We start from the raw sequence: 15,243 nt of genomic DNA on the forward strand, positions 1-15,243 counted from the left end.
AACGCCCGGTCCCATTCCGAACCCGGAAGCTAAGCCTGACAGCGCCGATGGTACTGCAACCGAAGGGTTGTGGGAGAGTAGGACACCGCCGGACTCAACGTTAAACAAGGTCCAGGCCCCGGTCGAGAACCCAACAGTTCTCCCGGGACCTGGACCTTTTTCACGTTCCCCACACCGCAACACCCTGCCTACGCCCGTGACACCCGTGCCTGAAGGCGAAACACCCGTGCCTGAAGGCGGAACATGCGTGCTTGAAAGCGTGACACGCGTGCTTGGAGGCGGAACATCGTGTCGCGCGCTCAAGCACGCGAGTTACGCGCTCAAGCACGTGAGGTGCGGGGGTCGGGCGCGCGACGTGCGGGGTTGGGCGCGTGAGGTGTGGGGCTGGTTACGTGAGGTCAGGGGTTGGGTAGGGGCCGACGGGGCGGCGCAGGTGATAGATGTCCATGATCCAGCCTTTCCGGTCTCGCGCCGCGGCGCGGGTGGAGCGGATCTGGGTGGCGAGAGCGTCGGTGAGCGGGCCTGAGAGCAGGAGCTCGTCGGGCGTGCCGAGGTAGGCGCCCCAGTAGATCTCCAAGCCCGTGTCCGCGAACCGTGAGAACGTGCACCTCGCGTCCAACATCACGAAGACGTCGTCGACGTCTGCGGGCCAGCCTGCTTCCAGGCGGCGACCGGTCGTGATCAGCACCGGCCGTCCGATCTGGTTCATCGTGGTCCGGTGCCGGGACGTCAGCGCGGCCACGCTGCTGACGCCGGGAACGACGTCGTACTCGAACTCGACGTTCCCGCGTTCGAGCACGGCGTCCAGCAGGGTGAGAGTCGAGTCGTACAGGGCCGGGTCGCCCCACACGAGAAAGGCACCCCGCTCATCGGGACCTAGGGAGCCGATCATGGTCTCGTAGACGTCGGTGCGGAGGCGGTGCCAGTCGGCGACCGCCTTCCGATAGTCATCCGGCGTACGGTCGCGTTCGGGGTCCGGTGCCCGTACGACGCGGTAGCCGGGCCGTTCGACGAAGCGGTCGAGGATCTCCTGGCGCAGACCCACCAGGTCCTGCTTCTCTGAACCCTTGTCGAGGACGAAGAAGACGTCGGTCTCGTTGAGCAGCCGGATGGCCTGGACGGTCAGGTGGCCAGGGTCGCCGGCGCCGATGCCGATGGCGGAGATCTTCCTCATCACCGCAGTCTGCCCGCCCCCTCACTGCACACCCCTACCCCCATGGGGTATAAATGAAGTGATTGCTTCGTCTGTCCTGTAGAGGAGTTCGTACCGATGGCCGAAACCACCTACATCGTCAAGGGCATGTCCTGCGGGCACTGCGCTTCCTCGGTCACCGAGGAGGTCGGCGGCATCTCGGGTGTCAGCGCCGTGAACGTGGACGTCGCGAGTGGCAAGGTCACCGTCACCAGCGAAGACGCACTCGACGTCCAGGTCGTGGACGCGGCCGTCTCCGAGGCCGGTTACCAGCTCGTCTCGTGAGCACCCCCGTCAAGGTGTCGGCGTTCGCCGCGGCTCTGGTCGCGGTGTTCGTCGTCGCCTGGGCGATCGGGTCCGCGGTCGGGCCCCTTGACGAGACGCCGCCCCCGACGCCGCCGACCAGCGTGCACGAAGGACATCACGAGGGGCACCCGGGAGGGACACCGTGAGCGTCGAGACCTCCCAGCGTGTCGAGCTGGTCATCGGCGGGATGACTTGCGCCTCCTGTGCCGCGCGGGTCGAGCGCAAGCTGAACAAGGTCGACGGCGTCTCCGCCACGGTCAATTACGCGACCGAGAAGGCGCACGTCGATTTCCCGGGCGCGATCTCCGTCGACGACCTCGTCGGCGTCGTCGAGTCCGCCGGATACACGGCTCAGCCGCCGAAGCCGGACGAAGCACAGACAGACGAGACCGGCGAGCTCCGGCAGCGCCTGCTGGTCTCGGCCGCGCTCGCGGTGCCGGTGATCGTGCTCGCGATGGTCCCAGCCTGGCAGTTCACCTACTGGCAGTGGGTCTCGCTGGCACTGGCCGCCCCCGTGGTCACCTGGGGCGCGTGGCCGTTCCACCGCGCCACCTGGACGAACCTCCGCCACGGCGCCGCCACCATGGACACCCTCATCTCACTCGGCGTCGTGGCCGCCGCGCTCTGGTCGCTGTACGCGTTGCTGTTCGGCACCGCCGGTACACCCGGCATGCGGCACGGCTTCGAGTGGACGATGGAGCGTGGCTCCGGCGCGGGCAACGTCTACCTCGAGGTCGCCGCCGGAGTGACGACGTTCCTCCTGGCCGGTCGCTACTTCGAGGCCCGCTCCAAGCGCCGGTCCGGCGCGGCCTTGCGTGCGCTGCTCGAACTCGGCGCGAAGGAGGTCGCCGTTCTCGAAGACGGGGCCGAGCGCCGCGTCCCGATCGGCGAGCTGAAGACCGGCGACGAGTTCGTCGTGCGGCCGGGGGAGAAGATCGCCACCGACGGCGTCGTGATCGACGGCGGGTCCGCGGTCGATCTGAGCATGCTGACGGGTGAGGCCGTCCCGGTCGAGGTGACTACCGGTGACACCGTGGTCGGCGGGACGGTCAACGCGGGCGGCAGGCTCGTCGTCCGTGCCACCCGGATCGGCGCCGGCACGCAGCTGGCGCAGATGGCGCGGCTGGTCGAAGCGGCGCAGAACGGCAAGGCACGGGTCCAGCGGCTTGCCGACCGGGTGTCGGCCGTCTTCGTCCCGGTGGTGATCGCGCTCGCGGTCGGCACGCTCGGCTTCTGGCTCGGCGCCGGCACCGGGGCGGACGCCGCTTTCACCGCCGCCGTCGCGGTCCTGATCATCGCCTGCCCGTGCGCGCTCGGGCTGGCCACGCCGACGGCGCTGCTGGTCGGCACCGGCCGCGGCGCGCAGCTAGGGATCCTCATCAAGGGTCCCGAAGTGCTCGAATCCACTCGGAAGGTGGACACCGTCGTCCTGGACAAGACCGGCACGGTGACCGCCGGGAAGATGAGCCTCACCGACCTCCATGGTGACGACGAGACCGAGGTGCTCCGGCTGGCCGGGGCCGTCGAGCACGCGTCCGAGCATCCCATCGCCCGCGCGATCGCCGGGGCCGCCGAGGAGCGGCTGGGTGCGCTGCCGCCGGTCCAAGGGTTCCGCAACGTCGAGGGCCTGGGTGTCGTCGGCGAGGCCGAGGGCAAGACCGTCCTGGCCGGGCGCATCGCACTCCTCGACCAGCACGGCATTACCGTCGGCAACGAGTTCACGCAGGTCAAAGCCGCCGCCGAGGAGCGAGGCGCGACGGCCGTCGTGGTCGCCTGGGATGGCGAGGCGCGTGGCGTGGTCGTCGTCGCGGACACGGTCAAGCCGACGTCCAAGCAGGCCGTGGCGGAACTGCGGGCGCTCGGGCTCCGCCCGGTACTGCTGACGGGTGACAACGCGGGCTCCGCGCAAGCGGTCGCCGCCGAGGTAGGGATCGACGAGGTCGTCGCCGAAGTACTGCCCGCCGACAAGGTCGACGTCGTCAAACGGTTGCAGTCCGAAGGACGCGTGGTCGCCATGGTCGGTGACGGCGTCAACGACGCGGCCGCGCTCGCGCAGGCCGACCTCGGCTTGTCGATGGGCACCGGGACGGACGCCGCGATCGAAGCCGGTGACCTGACCTTGGTGCGTGGCGACCTGCGTGCGGCCGTCGACGCCATCCGGCTCTCGCGCCGCACGCTCGGCACGATCAAGGGCAACTTGTTCTGGGCGTTCGCCTACAACGTCGCCGCGCTGCCGCTGGCCGCGCTGGGCCTGCTCAACCCCATGATCGCCGGAGCCGCGATGGCGTTCTCCTCGGTTTTCGTGGTCTCCAACAGCTTGCGGCTACGTGGCTTCCGCGGCACCGCTTAGGAGCGGACGAGCCGCGCGATCGCGTCGGAGGCTTCCCGGACTTTGAGGTCGGCTTCCTCACCGCCCGTGGCGGCGGCCTGGACCACGCAGGTGGCGAGATGCTCGTCCAGGAGTTCGAGGGAAAACGACTGCAGTGCCTTCGTGGCCGCGGACACCTGGGTCAGGATGTCGATGCAGTACTTGTCCTCTTCCACCATCCGCTGCAAGCCGCGGATCTGCCCCTCAATCCGGCGCAGGCGCTTGAGGTAGGCCTCCCGCTCGCTGCCATAGCCCGTCATCGCCGCACCCGTTCTGTCGTCGTTCCCCTGCCGTCACCGACTATACCCTCCCCACGTATCCGCCCGGGGCGGCCGGAAAAGATCGGTGCCAGGATGTCGAAGACGATCCGAGGGCTCCGACTAGTGCGTGAGTGGCCGGGTAACGGCCGAATGACCAGGAGGAACACCGATGAAGTACATGATCATGATCACGATGAACCCGACCGCGTGGGACGCCCTGCCCGAGAGTGAGCGCGACGAGGTGATGGCCAGGATCGACCCTTTCATGAAGAACCTGACCGAGAGCGGCGAACTGCTCGGGACGCAGGCATTGGGGGAGCCGAAGGAGAGCACGGTGGTCCGGGTGCGTGACGGCGTCCCCGTGGTGACCGACGGGCCGTTCGCCGAGTCGAAGGAGTACCTCGCGGGCTTCTACCTGGTCGAATGCGACAGCAAGGAGCGCGCGATCGAGATCGCCGGTCAGATCCCGGACGCGCATGTCAACGCGATGGAGATCCGGCCGGTGATCTTTTCTTCGGGTTTGGGGTTGACCAGCCAGGCGTAGCCCTGCCCGGTGAGGGCGGGGCGGGGTCCAGGCTAGGCGGGTGCTTCGGTGCCGGCGCGGGCCTCTGGCCTGCTCCGGCGCTGAACGGGTACTTCCGGTTCCTCGGTGACCGCAAGGACCGCTCCGGCTTCCGCGAGTAGTTCGCGGCAGCCGACCAGCTGTTTCAGCACGTCGTCGCGCAGGTGGAGGGCCACCTCGGCCTTCTGCCGCGCGTCGGTGATAAGACGTTCGCCCTCTTCGGCGGCGTCGCTGAGCAGTTTCCGCGCTCTGGCCTGCGCGGCTTCGTCCCGCGCGGCGAGCGCGCGCATGGCCTCGGCCCGGCGCAGTGTCATGGCGCGTTCGAAGTCTTCGGTGATCTGCTCGCGTTCCGCCTCGGCCTTGGCGGCCTCTTGAGTGGCGCGCGCGATGATGTCGGCGGCTTCTTCGCGAGTGAGTTCGAGCATCCGGCGCGAACGTTCCTGCAACGCGTCCGGCGCGATCGGCACTCGGCTGATCCGGTCGACACTGTCCTTCAGTTCGCGGTTTTCCGCTTCCGCGGCGGTGAGCCTGGCGGCAAGGGCTTCCTCGCGACGGATCGCCTCGTCACGTTCGGCGGCCACCCGCTTCAGTTCGGCTTCCACTTCGCGAACGAATTCCCGGACCTGCGCGCGGTTGAATCCACGCCACGCCAGATCGAAGCCGGGCATCTCCATTAGTCACCTCCACAGTGGTCGATCCGTCACCGGTGGGCGGTTTTTCGGTACCACACGGGCATTTCTACGACCAGTGTGCCTGAAGCCGTCACGACACGCGTCACGGGTGGGTGATTCCTGCGCCGAACGGTCGGCGCAAGCGGTGAGAAGGGTGAACATCGAACCGGTGGGAGAATAGGCGACCAGCGCTTTACCCCTACTGGAGGTGGCCGCGTGACGAGCAGCCGAATTCGGGTCCCTGGCTGGAATACGGCGACAGCGGCCGACGGGTATCGGCAGGTCAGAGAGAACATCACGATCTTGCTCACCGATCACCCCGGCACGGGTGACCGGATCATCCCGGCATGTCCACAGTGGACAGTCCGGGAGCTGCTCGCGCATCTGGCCGAAGTCTGTGATCGGGTGATCACCCGGTTCGGCGGCGAACCGTGCCCGGTTCCGGAGACGGCGTCGGTCACCGAAGTGCTGCGGCTCTGGAACGAGCGCGGCCCCGAGGCGGATACGTTGCTCACCGTCGACGGCGAAGGGAAGAGCCGGGGCGACATCATGGTGATGGACGCCTTCACTCACGAGCTCGATCTTCGGTACGCGCTCGGCGAGCCGCTGCCCGAGGCACACGCGGCCTGGCTGCGTGGGTTCGAAGTGCTCGTCAGTGGTCTCGGTTCCTCGCTGGCCAGCCACGGGCTGCCCGGGATGCGGATCGAGACCCAGGGCGCGACCTGGATCGCCGGTACCGAACCGGTCGCCGCGGTGCTTTCGGGCCCGCCCACGGACCTGTACCGTTCGCTCGCCGGACGCCGGAGCCCGGCCCAGATCACCGCCTTGACGTGGCTCGGTGATCCCGAGCCATGGCTCCGAGCCTTCACCTGGGGGCCGTTCGTCCCGCCGGACGAGCCGACCGAGCCGGTCATCGCGAAGCGTTGATCAGCCGGTCGGGGACATCGAAGACAGCATCGCGGCCAGCCCGAGCACGACGGCCACGATCAGCACCTCGACCCCGACGCTGACCCGCAGCCGCCGCAGGTCGGCGGTCACCACGCCGGTGCCGCCCCGGCCGGAGAAGCCGCGGCGCACGGCGTTGCGGCTCACGTTCGCCACCGTCAGCAGCGAGGCGAACCCGGTCAGTTTCAGCAGGAAGACGATGCCGTAGGCCGACGTCCAGAGCGCCTCCACCGACGGCACGAGCCGGAAGCCGAGGTAGGCGCCGCTGACCACCATGACCACCATCGACGTGGTGGCGATCGGGTGGAACCGCGCCAGTGCCGGCTCGGCCTCCGAGGCCGGGATCCGGCCACGCAGGAGCACCCCGAGCTGGATCAGGCCGCCGCCCCAGACGGCCATCGCGCCGAAATGCGCGAGGTCCGCGCCGACCGAGAGGAACATGATCTTGTCGGCCACCGCGTGCCCGGTCGCGGAGAAACTCAGCATCACGATGAACCCGGCCGCCATGCCGAGGTTCTCGTAGCGCGATCGCAGTCGTTCCGGCAGGCCCTCGGTCAGCAGCTTCCGTGCGATCACGGCGAACGCGACGATCACGGCGAGGCGCAGGAGCAGCAGTTTCCCGTACGCCACCCGCAGGGTCGCCTCGATCAGGGCCGGGTCGAAGATCGCGTCCGCGCCGCGGCCCGCGACGTAGGGGCCTTGCAGCAGGAACCCGGCGACGGCCGTGACGCCGGAGAGCCACAGGCCGGCGGTGATCAGCTTCCGTGCCGCCGGGTCGGTCCGGCCGCCGGGACGGCAGACCAGCAGGAAGACCAGGCCGCCGAGCAGTGCGACGCCGCCGAACGAGCCCCAGCGGAAGGTGGTGAACAGCGCGTCGGTGACCGGATCCGTGCCGGTCGAGGCGGATACGGCGCCCGCCGAGGTGATCAGGGGGCCGGTGCCGATGACGAACGCGATCGTGCCGCGTACCGGATGGGAGTCCGTCGAGACGAAGGCGTACTCGACGAGGTAACTGCCGTCGGGCAGGTCGGGCTTCAGCTTGATGGCGACCTCTTCGGCGACGTCGCCCGGCTGGAACACCGGACCGGTGACGACGTTCGTGCCGTGGGCGTCGACGACCTTGATGGAGTTCGGCTGGATGCCGATGTTCTCCGACAGGGTCACGGAGACCTGGGTGGGTGCCGAGGTGAGCCGGGCGCCGTCGGCCGGGTTCGAGGAGAGCAGTTCGACATGGGCGGAGGCCGGGGCCGCGGCGAGTACCGCGACCCCGAGCCACGCTGCCACGAGGGCGAGGAGCGCGAAGAGCCTCCTGGTCACGACGCCGTGGTCGCCAGCTCACGCCGGCTCTCGGGCGAGCACGTGCAGCCGGTCAGCTCCTGCTCGGCAGCCGAGGCCTTCCGGTGCACGATCATCGCGATGATCATCGGGATGGTGACGATCGTGTTGTAGAACAAGTGCAGTTCCACGCGCGGGATGAACAGCTGGATGATGCTGCTCGGCGCGGTGCCGCCGCCGAGCCGCCAGCCGGTCTGCGCCTGGAGCAGCAGGAGCAGATGCTCGATGTGGTGCCAGAACTGCAGGCCGAGCGCGAGGTTCCACCACTGCCGCGAGCGGCCGGCGAAACCCTTGCGCAGGGCGAACAACGCGATCAGCATGACGATGGCGTAGCCGTAGTGCAGCCATTCGGAGCTGATCAGTTCGGGGAAGGGGATGCCGAGCACGCCTCGGGCGTCCGACGTCTTCCAGCCGAGGGCGTAGATCTGAAACGCCTGCACCAGGTGCTCCACCCAGTGGGCCACCACGACCACCGCGAAGACGGCCAGTGCCGCGCGGTGGTATTTCCCGTTGAGCGAAGCGAGCAGGCCGGGGCGTGTCGAATCGAGTGCGGCCATGAAGGGGCTCCTAGCGCGAAAGACCGGCCGGTGACGGATACCGACGATATCCCGCGTACCGGCGGTTTCCGTTACTCCGGATTGCTGACATAACCTACGGAATTACGCCGTTCGGCCGGTTGTGGCAACGAATGGGCCAACGAATGGCACGGAAGGGTCACGAAAAGGAGCGGTTCGTGGTCAGCGAACGACGATTCCCTGTGCTGCTTTCGGCGCCGCGGGGATGTGGAACAGCTCGGTGAACAAGTCCAGGTACTCGGTGGCGCCTTCGAGCCGGACCTTGCCGGTCCGCAGCGCGTCGGCGGCGGAGAGCTCGCCGCTGAGAAGGTCCGTGATGAACGGGCCCAGCGGTTCGATCATCGCGTCGGCACCCGGATGCGCGCCGTCCGCGACCTTGAGCGCGCCGTCCTCGACGATCGCGTGCAGGACCATGCCACCAGGGTAATGCAGTTCGTAGGTGGCGTGGACACCCTTGGCCTTCTCGCTCTGGAAAGTCGTGTACAGCGAGAGAATCGCCGCGTCCAGGGTGAAGACGTCCTCGGGGGCGGGCCGCCCCAGCGACCGCGCGCCCCAGAGGCCGAGGTCGAGCACGATCTGGTCGAGCTCGCCGCCGTACTCGGTGAGTTCGTAGACCACCGAGGCGTCGAGCTGGGGGAGCAGGCGGCGGCGGAGCACACCGGACTGCTCGAGTTCGTTGAGCCGGGCCGAAAGCGTGCTCGCCGGGATCCTCGGCAGGCCTGACTGAAGCTCGGTGAACCGCTTCGGGCCGAGGACCAGGTCCCGGACGATGAGCAGTGACCAGCGTTCGCCGATGATCTCCAGCGCGCGGGCGAGCCCGCAGAACTGTCCGTAGGTACGACTGGTCATCCGCCGATCCTTTCGTTCCCGTGCCGGAAGTGTCTTGGGCCGTTCACGCGGGTTCACCCTCGGAAAGCAGGTCGTGCTGCAGGATCTGCAGTTCGTCGCAGGGTTCCACGCCCAGTTCATTGTTGAGCCTCGTGCGCACCTGGCGATAGGTCGCCAGCGCGTCGGATCGACGTCCGCTGCGGCCGAGTACCCGGATCAGCTGGCCGTGCAGGGCTTCGTCGAGCGGGTTCGCCGTCACCAGGGAGCGCAGTTCACCGATCAGCTCGTGCCGCATCCCGGCCGCGATATCCGCCTCGATGCGCAGGTGCAGGGTGCTGCGCCGCTGCTCGACGAGGTCGACCGCGTACGCCGACAGCACTGGTCCACAGTGGACGTTCGCGAGCGGCGGCCCGGACCACAGGTCGAGCGCCGCGCGGAAGGACCGAGCCGCTTCGGCGTGCTCGCCCCGCAGCTGGAGCTCCCGGCCCCGCTTCTGCAGCGTCTGGAACTCGAAGACGTCCACCTGCGTGGGATCGATGCGGAAGACGTACCCCGGCGGTTTCGTCGCCAGCATGGTCTCGCCGTACGGGGCGAGGTCGTTCTCGTCGATGCACCGGCGCAGCTGATAGACGTAGGTGTGCATGGTGGTGCGGACGCTGCGTGGCGGGTCGTTCGCCCACAGCTCCTGGACGATCGTGTCGATGTGCACGATCTTGCCCGGGCTCATCACCAGCATCGCGAGCACCTGAAGCAGCTTCGGTGTCGTCGGCGCGTAGTCGATCCCGTCCCGTATGAGTTCGAGCGGGCCGAGGAGGGTGAAACGGACAGGGCTTGCGGACAGGGCCGGATTCGTGTTGGGTGCCGAGCCGTGGTGCGTGTCCGATACTCGTGATCCGGGGTACATCGTAAGCGCCCTCCAGCTCGATACGCGTCGTGTCGTGTTTCCCAGTGCGTCGACAGTGACAGAGCGGCACAGTGAGGGGCCAGTGACTCGTCCACCAGACGTCGCGTGCGTGTGTCCCGGGAAAACATGGATTTTTCATGTTTGACCCGTGAATCGCGCACTGGCCGGTACGTGGTCTCGCCCAGCAGGATTCGGGGATCGCACCGACCTACGGGGGTTCCCATGCGCGAGGCAGTGTCGAACGGGTCCGGCTCGATCAGCGGCGGTCTGGGATTCAAAAGGCATCTGCGTGCGGAGATCAGTGAGGGCAACGGCGCCTACCTGTTCTCGGAACAGGGGGTCATCGCGATGCGCGGCGCACAGGTCGCCTCGGTCGCGGCGCTGCTCGACGGCACCCGTGACCTCGACGGCTTGCTGTCCGCCTGCCCGGAGGGGATGAGCGCGGAGCAGGTGACCGGCGTGCTCGCCCGGCTGGTCGAGGCGGGACTGGTCTCCTTGCGTGTACCGGACGAACTCAGCGTGGACGAGCGCGCGCTGGCGTACTGGGACGCGTGCGGTCTCGACGCGTCCGCGGTGGCGTCCCGGCGGAAGCCGGCGACGGCGAGCTTGACCGCGATCGGCCGCGGCGTCGACACCTCCCAGGTGGCGCACGCGCTCACCGCGAGCGGCATCGAGGTCGTCGACGCGGCCGAGGAACTGGCCATCGTGCTGTGTGACGACTACCTGGATCCGCGCCTGGCCGAGGTCGACGCGGAGCATCGGCGCACCGGCCGTCCGTGGCTGCTGGCGAGACCGTCGGGTTCGCAGGTGTGGATCGGCCCGATCATGCGGCCGGGGCGGTCGGGTTGCTGGAACTGCCTGACCAACCGGCTGTGGGGGCACCGGCACGCGGAGGCGTGCGTGCAGGAGGTGCTCGGGCACGACGGCCCCGCCTCGTTCCCGATGCCCGCGGTGCCGCCGCTGACCGCGGCCGCGTCGCATCTGATCTCCCTCGAAGCGTCGAAATGGCTGGCGGGACACCGGTATCCGGGTCAGCAGTGCGTCTGGATCCTCGACACCCTCGACCTGCAAGGGCGGCTGCACGAACTGCGGCGGCGGCCGCAGTGCCCGGATTGCGGCGACGAGGGGATCGTCGCGGCGCGGACGGCCGAACCGGTCGTCCTCAAGGAGGCCAAGAAGGCGACGTCGGGCGGCGGCGGGCATCGCACGCTCACCCCGGTCGAGGTCCTCGACCGCTACGGTCACCTGGTCAGCCCGGTCACCGGGATCATCAAGGAGATCGCGCGCGACCCGAGGGCTCCGGCGTTCGTGAACGCCTACCGCTCCGGGCTGAACGTCGCGCGCCGCGTACGCGGTGAGGCGGGACTGCAGGCCGGGCTGCGTGGGGACAACGGCGGCAAGGGTGCGAGCCCGATCGACGCCGAGGTCGGCGCGCTGTGCGAGGCCATCGAACGGTTCTCGGCGAACTACCAGGGTGACGAACTGCGGATCCGCGACACCTTCCGCGCGCTCGGCGGCGACGCCGTCCACCCGAACTCGTGCATGCTCTTCGACGAACGGCAGTACGACGGCCGGGACGAGTGGAACGCCAGACACGCGATCTTCCAACATGTTCCCGAGCGCTTCGACGAGAAGGCCGCCGTCGACTGGACACCGTTGTGGTCGCTTTCCCGGCAACGCCGGAAGCTGATGCCGACGGCGTACCTGTACTACGGCGTGCCGCTGGAATGCGGGATCACCGGGATACGCGCCGACTCCAACGGCTGCGCGGCGGGCAGCAGCCTCGAAGACGCGATCCTGCAAGGACTGCTCGAACTCGTCGAACGCGACGCCGTCGCGATGTGGTGGTACAACCGGCTTCCCGTACCCGGCGTCGACATCGCGTCGTTCGACGACCCGTGGGCCGAGGAGATGGTGGGCCAGTACGCGCGGTCGGGCCGCGAACTGTGGGTCCTCGACCTGACCGCGGACCTCGGAATCCCGGTGATGGTCGCGCTGTCCAGGAGTATCGCCGGGCCGCGCGAGAACGTCATGATGGGTTTCGGCGCCCACCTGGATCCCAGGACGGCGCTGCGGAGGGCGGTCAGCGAGCTCAACCAGATGATCCCGGCGGTGCTCGCGAACGACGTCGAACTCGGCGATCCCGATGCGGCGCAGTGGCTCCGGCACGCTACGGTCGCCAACCAGCCGTATTTGCTGCCGGCGCCTGGACGGTCGGCGAAACGGGCGGCGGACTTCAAGTTCGTCCGGCGCCCCGACGTACGGGACGACGTGGAATCGCTGGTACGCAAGCTTTCCGCGCTGGGAATGGAGACGCTGGTGCTCGATCAGACCAGGCCCGACATCGACCTCCCGGTGGTCCGGGTGGTCGTCCCGGGGTTGCGGCCCTTCTGGAGCCGCTTCGCCCCCGGGCGGCTCTTCGACGTCCCCGTTCGGCTCGGCAGAGTCGCCGAACCGACTCCCTACGACCGGCTGAACCCCTTCCCCATGTTCTTGTAGATTCCAGCTGGAGCAACAGTTGAGGACTGATCCCCCCGGCGGTGTGGCCGAGACGATCCCCCTGTGGTCGCTCACCGACGACAGCCTTGTCGAAATCGGTGAGGACGGCTCACTGGTGGTCGTGACGCGCTGGGGGGAGTACGACTTCGGCCGCGCGGAGCCGCTGGTCCGGGAATCGTTGCGGCGGATGGCGTTGGGGCCGATCTCGCTGGCGAACGTGACGTCGTCGTGGGAGCCGGTCGAACGGGAGCCCGACCTCGAAGGCGAACTGAGCTGGACGGCCGACGGCGCCGACGCGCTGCGGCAGGCGCTCAAGGAACTCGGTGGTTCCGTGGTGCGCTCACTCGGGCTCGCCGACGGGCGAGGACCGCTGCTTTCGGTGATCCCGGTGGTGCTCGCGCCGGTGTTCACGCCGGAACGGATCCCGGCCACCCGCCCGATCCGGTTGTCCCGCTTCTGTTCCCTGCGCTCCGACGCCTACGGGATGGGGCTGGAGTCGCCGTCCGCGCGATACCGCGTCGTGCTGTATCAGCCGTGGGCGGTGCACGTCGCGGCGACACTGGCGACGGCGAAGTCGGTGGGGGAGATCGCCACCACCACGGGGATCGACACCGCCGTGGTCGGCGCGATCGTGTCGTACCTCGTCGCGGCGGGCGTCGTCCAGGTCTCCGGGGAACAAGGCCGGTTCGCCGAGGACGACGACCCCGAACTGGGTTTGTGGTCCCCGGACGAGCTGCTGTTCCACACCACGAGCCGGACCTGGCGCTCCGGTGGCCCGGCCGATCTGCCAGGGCTGGGGAAACCGCCGGTGGTCAAGGCCGCCACCGGGGAAGGGCCGGTCTATGCGCTGTACCGGCCGGACCTGACCGCCTGTGCGGAGACCGACCCGACGCTGACGGCGTTGCTGGAGAACGACCACACCTGCCCCGAATTCAGCGAGGGCGTGCTGTCCGCCGAGCAGATCGGCGAGTTCCTGTTCCGGGGTGCGCGGATCCGCTCGATCGGGCCCGCGCACTTCCCCAGTGGACAAGGACCCAATGGGCCGAGCCACAACGCTTCGCAGCGGCCGTACTTCAGCGTCGCCTGCCTGTACGAACTCGAGTTGTACGTCTCGGTGAACCGCTGCTCGGGGCTGGACCGCGGGATCTACCACTACGATCCGCTCGGCCACCGGCTGAGCCTGGTCAACGACGACGAGGCCGACCTCGCCGCGATGCTCGACATGGCGATGATCGGCGGCGGCAACCACCGGCGGCCCTCGGCGCTGATCACGGTGACCGCGCGGATGCCGCGGATGGCGTCGGTGCTCGGCGGCGGCGCGTACGCCACGACCCTGGCACACGTGGGCGCGCTGCAGCAGACGCTCTACCTGGTCGCCCGCGCGATGGGGCTGGCCGCGCACGCCGTCCCGGTGGACGCGGGGGACCGGGTCGACCGCGCCCTCAAACTCGACTGGCCCGCCGAAGTGGGCGTGGGGGAGTGCGTACTCGACCTCCCCTCGTGACGGAACCCCGATCATGCGTGCTTGAAGACGTCACACGCGTGCTTGAAGAGGGAACACGAAGATCCGCCTTCAAGCACGCGTGTTACGCCTTTAGGCACGCATGTTCCCTCTTCAAGCACGCATGTTCCCTCTTCAAGCACGCATGTGACGTCTTCAAGCACGCGTGTTACGGCTTTAGGCACGCGAGATCGGTGTTCGGGGTCGGTTCGACCGTTCGCCGATCGCGCAGACCTGGATAACCCCTGCGTAGAGCCCACCTCGATCGCATGTCGAGTGCTTCGAAATCGTTGGCGCGTTTGCTGGCGAGCAGAGGAAAAGCGACAGCGAATCCGAGGTTGGTCTGATGCAGCTACGAACAGTCGCCACGGCGGCGAACGAGAAAGGCGCCATCGAACCCGGTCGGCTCCCCGAGCCGGCGTCTCCCTTGCAACCTGCGGTGCTGCAGGCCATCTCCGCGATGCACGCGAGGTACTTCGACCCGATCACGCTGGGGGATCTGGCGTCCGAAGTCTTCGTAAGCCCCTTCCACTTCTCCCGGATCTTCACCAAGGCCACCGGGGTGACCCCCGGCCGGTACCTCACCGCGATCCGGCTCTTCGAAGCCAAACGACTGCTGCTGACGACATCGCTGACGGTGTCGGACATCGTGTGCAGTGTCGGCTACAGCAGTGTCGGCACGTTCACCAGCCGCTTCACCCGTGCGGTCGGGATGACCCCGACCCAGTACCGCGATCCCGAGGTCGGCGAACTGCTTGTCGCGCTGGCCCCGCATTTCCAGCGGCTGCCTTCGCTGGAGTCCCTGCACGGCGCCGGGATGGGCTGCGCGTCACTGCACGCCGGCACCGGCACGATCAGCGTGCGCGTGGAGACCCCGCGCGGGGCGGGCCCGGCGAGTGTCCTCATCGGACTGTTCGCCGAGTCGATCCCGCAGTGCGGCCCGGTCGCGTTCGGCGGACGGGCGAACGTCCTTTCGGCGGACATCGAGATCCAGAACGTTCCCGAAGGCCGGTGGACCGTCATCGCGGTCGCCGAGCACGCCGCCGGGACCGCCGCGTCGACGTTCTCCATGGGCACCCTGCCCGGCCGCGTCGACATCACCCGCTACGGCCGGGTCCACCTGCGGATGCCGATGCGCAGCCCGCGGCCGACCGACGCGCCGATGGCGATCACCCTCGCCGGTGGCCCGGCGTCGACCGGCAACCGCATGACCCTGCCCGCTCCCGACTACCTGCGCGCGGTCGCCTGACCGAGGTCTATTCCGCGGTTCTCCCGGTTACGCAAACCGGGAGAACCG

The 15,243-nt window shown here is 68.5% G+C and carries 15 protein-coding genes and 1 rRNA gene; 9 read left to right on the plus strand and 7 right to left on the minus strand.

Annotated elements, in window-relative coordinates; all coding sequences use genetic code 11:
- Positions 1 to 94, plus strand: a 5S ribosomal RNA gene (rrf, locus tag AB0M65_RS00765); the annotation flags it as partial.
- Between the two features lie 294 nt (positions 95 to 388).
- Here the strand turns inward: rrf and cobF are convergent.
- Positions 389 to 1,174 carry a precorrin-6A synthase (deacetylating) gene (gene cobF / locus AB0M65_RS00770; protein WP_364019278.1) on the minus strand — a complete coding sequence of 262 codons (786 nt, stop codon included), beginning with the start codon at positions 1,172 to 1,174 and terminating at the stop codon, positions 389 to 391.
- Positions 1,175 to 1,270: 96 nt separating this feature from the next.
- Here cobF and AB0M65_RS00775 point away from each other — a divergent pair, with 96 nt between their 5' ends.
- From AB0M65_RS00775 to AB0M65_RS00785, 3 genes are read left to right on the plus strand one after another with little or no spacing between them, the layout of a single operon-like run.
- Entirely contained in the window at positions 1,271 to 1,477 is a 207-nt protein-coding gene (locus tag AB0M65_RS00775) for a cation transporter (protein ID WP_364019281.1), read from the plus strand.
- The gene (locus AB0M65_RS00780) at positions 1,474 to 1,644 is read left to right on the plus strand and encodes a hypothetical protein (RefSeq protein ID WP_364019284.1); all 171 of its coding nucleotides are present in this window, start codon (positions 1,474 to 1,476) and stop codon (positions 1,642 to 1,644) included. Before AB0M65_RS00775 ends, AB0M65_RS00780 begins: the two co-directional genes overlap by 4 nt.
- A gap of 41 nt (positions 1,645 to 1,685) precedes the next feature.
- The gene (locus tag AB0M65_RS00785) at positions 1,686 to 3,848 is read left to right on the plus strand and encodes a heavy metal translocating P-type ATPase (protein ID WP_364019636.1); all 2,163 of its coding nucleotides are present in this window, start codon (positions 1,686 to 1,688) and stop codon (positions 3,846 to 3,848) included.
- Here the strand turns inward: AB0M65_RS00785 and AB0M65_RS00790 are convergent.
- Positions 3,845 to 4,126 (minus strand): metal-sensitive transcriptional regulator, encoded by a 282-nt coding sequence (locus tag AB0M65_RS00790; RefSeq protein WP_364019287.1) that lies wholly within the window; start codon positions 4,124 to 4,126, stop codon positions 3,845 to 3,847. The two genes, AB0M65_RS00785 and AB0M65_RS00790, sit on opposite strands and share 4 nt — an antisense overlap.
- Positions 4,127 to 4,295: 169 nt before the next feature.
- On the opposite strand from AB0M65_RS00790, the gene AB0M65_RS00795 reads away from it, so the two are divergent.
- On the plus strand, positions 4,296 to 4,670 hold the full coding sequence (locus tag AB0M65_RS00795) for a YciI family protein (protein ID WP_364019290.1): 375 nt from the start codon (positions 4,296 to 4,298) through the stop codon (positions 4,668 to 4,670).
- 32 nt (positions 4,671 to 4,702) lie between these two features.
- Here the strand turns inward: AB0M65_RS00795 and AB0M65_RS00800 are convergent, their stop codons facing one another.
- Entirely contained in the window at positions 4,703 to 5,362 is a 660-nt protein-coding gene (locus tag AB0M65_RS00800) for a M protein (RefSeq protein WP_364019293.1), read from the minus strand.
- 213 nt (positions 5,363 to 5,575) lie between these two features.
- Here AB0M65_RS00800 and AB0M65_RS00805 point away from each other — a divergent pair, with 213 nt between their 5' ends.
- Positions 5,576 to 6,286 carry a maleylpyruvate isomerase family mycothiol-dependent enzyme gene (locus AB0M65_RS00805; protein ID WP_364019295.1) on the plus strand — a complete coding sequence of 237 codons (711 nt, stop codon included), beginning with the start codon at positions 5,576 to 5,578 and terminating at the stop codon, positions 6,284 to 6,286.
- Here AB0M65_RS00805 and AB0M65_RS00810 read toward each other — a convergent pair whose 3' ends face one another.
- The 4 genes from AB0M65_RS00810 to AB0M65_RS00825 all read right to left on the minus strand — a co-directional run bounded on the left by AB0M65_RS00810 (position 6,287) and on the right by AB0M65_RS00825 (position 9,946).
- On the minus strand, positions 6,287 to 7,621 hold the full coding sequence (locus tag AB0M65_RS00810; RefSeq protein WP_364019298.1) for a copper resistance protein CopC: 1,335 nt from the start codon (positions 7,619 to 7,621) through the stop codon (positions 6,287 to 6,289).
- Positions 7,618 to 8,196 (minus strand): hypothetical protein, encoded by a 579-nt coding sequence (locus AB0M65_RS00815; RefSeq protein ID WP_364019301.1) that lies wholly within the window; start codon positions 8,194 to 8,196, stop codon positions 7,618 to 7,620. Before AB0M65_RS00815 ends, AB0M65_RS00810 begins: the two co-directional genes overlap by 4 nt.
- A gap of 180 nt (positions 8,197 to 8,376) precedes the next feature.
- Positions 8,377 to 9,063: a winged helix-turn-helix transcriptional regulator gene (locus AB0M65_RS00820; protein ID WP_364019303.1), complete on the minus strand. Its 687-nt coding sequence runs from the start codon at positions 9,061 to 9,063 to the stop codon at positions 8,377 to 8,379.
- Between the two features lie 43 nt (positions 9,064 to 9,106).
- Entirely contained in the window at positions 9,107 to 9,946 is an 840-nt protein-coding gene (locus AB0M65_RS00825) for an AfsR/SARP family transcriptional regulator (protein ID WP_364019306.1), read from the minus strand.
- A gap of 222 nt (positions 9,947 to 10,168) precedes the next feature.
- Here AB0M65_RS00825 and AB0M65_RS00830 point away from each other — a divergent pair, with 222 nt between their 5' ends.
- The 3 genes from AB0M65_RS00830 to AB0M65_RS00840 all read left to right on the plus strand — a co-directional run bounded on the left by AB0M65_RS00830 (position 10,169) and on the right by AB0M65_RS00840 (position 15,195).
- Positions 10,169 to 12,445 carry a TOMM precursor leader peptide-binding protein gene (locus tag AB0M65_RS00830; protein WP_364019309.1) on the plus strand — a complete coding sequence of 759 codons (2,277 nt, stop codon included), beginning with the start codon at positions 10,169 to 10,171 and terminating at the stop codon, positions 12,443 to 12,445.
- Between the two features lie 43 nt (positions 12,446 to 12,488).
- Positions 12,489 to 13,949: a SagB/ThcOx family dehydrogenase gene (locus AB0M65_RS00835; RefSeq protein ID WP_364019638.1), complete on the plus strand. Its 1,461-nt coding sequence runs from the start codon at positions 12,489 to 12,491 to the stop codon at positions 13,947 to 13,949.
- 343 nt (positions 13,950 to 14,292) lie between these two features.
- Positions 14,293 to 15,195, plus strand: a complete 903-nt coding sequence (locus tag AB0M65_RS00840) for an AraC family transcriptional regulator (protein WP_364019312.1) — start codon at positions 14,293 to 14,295, stop codon at positions 15,193 to 15,195.
- Positions 15,196 to 15,243 lie beyond the last annotated feature (48 nt).

Origin of the sequence: Amycolatopsis sp. NPDC051071 (genome assembly GCF_040682875.1) — a bacterium.
Taxonomy (GTDB): domain Bacteria; phylum Actinomycetota; class Actinomycetes; order Mycobacteriales; family Pseudonocardiaceae; genus Amycolatopsis.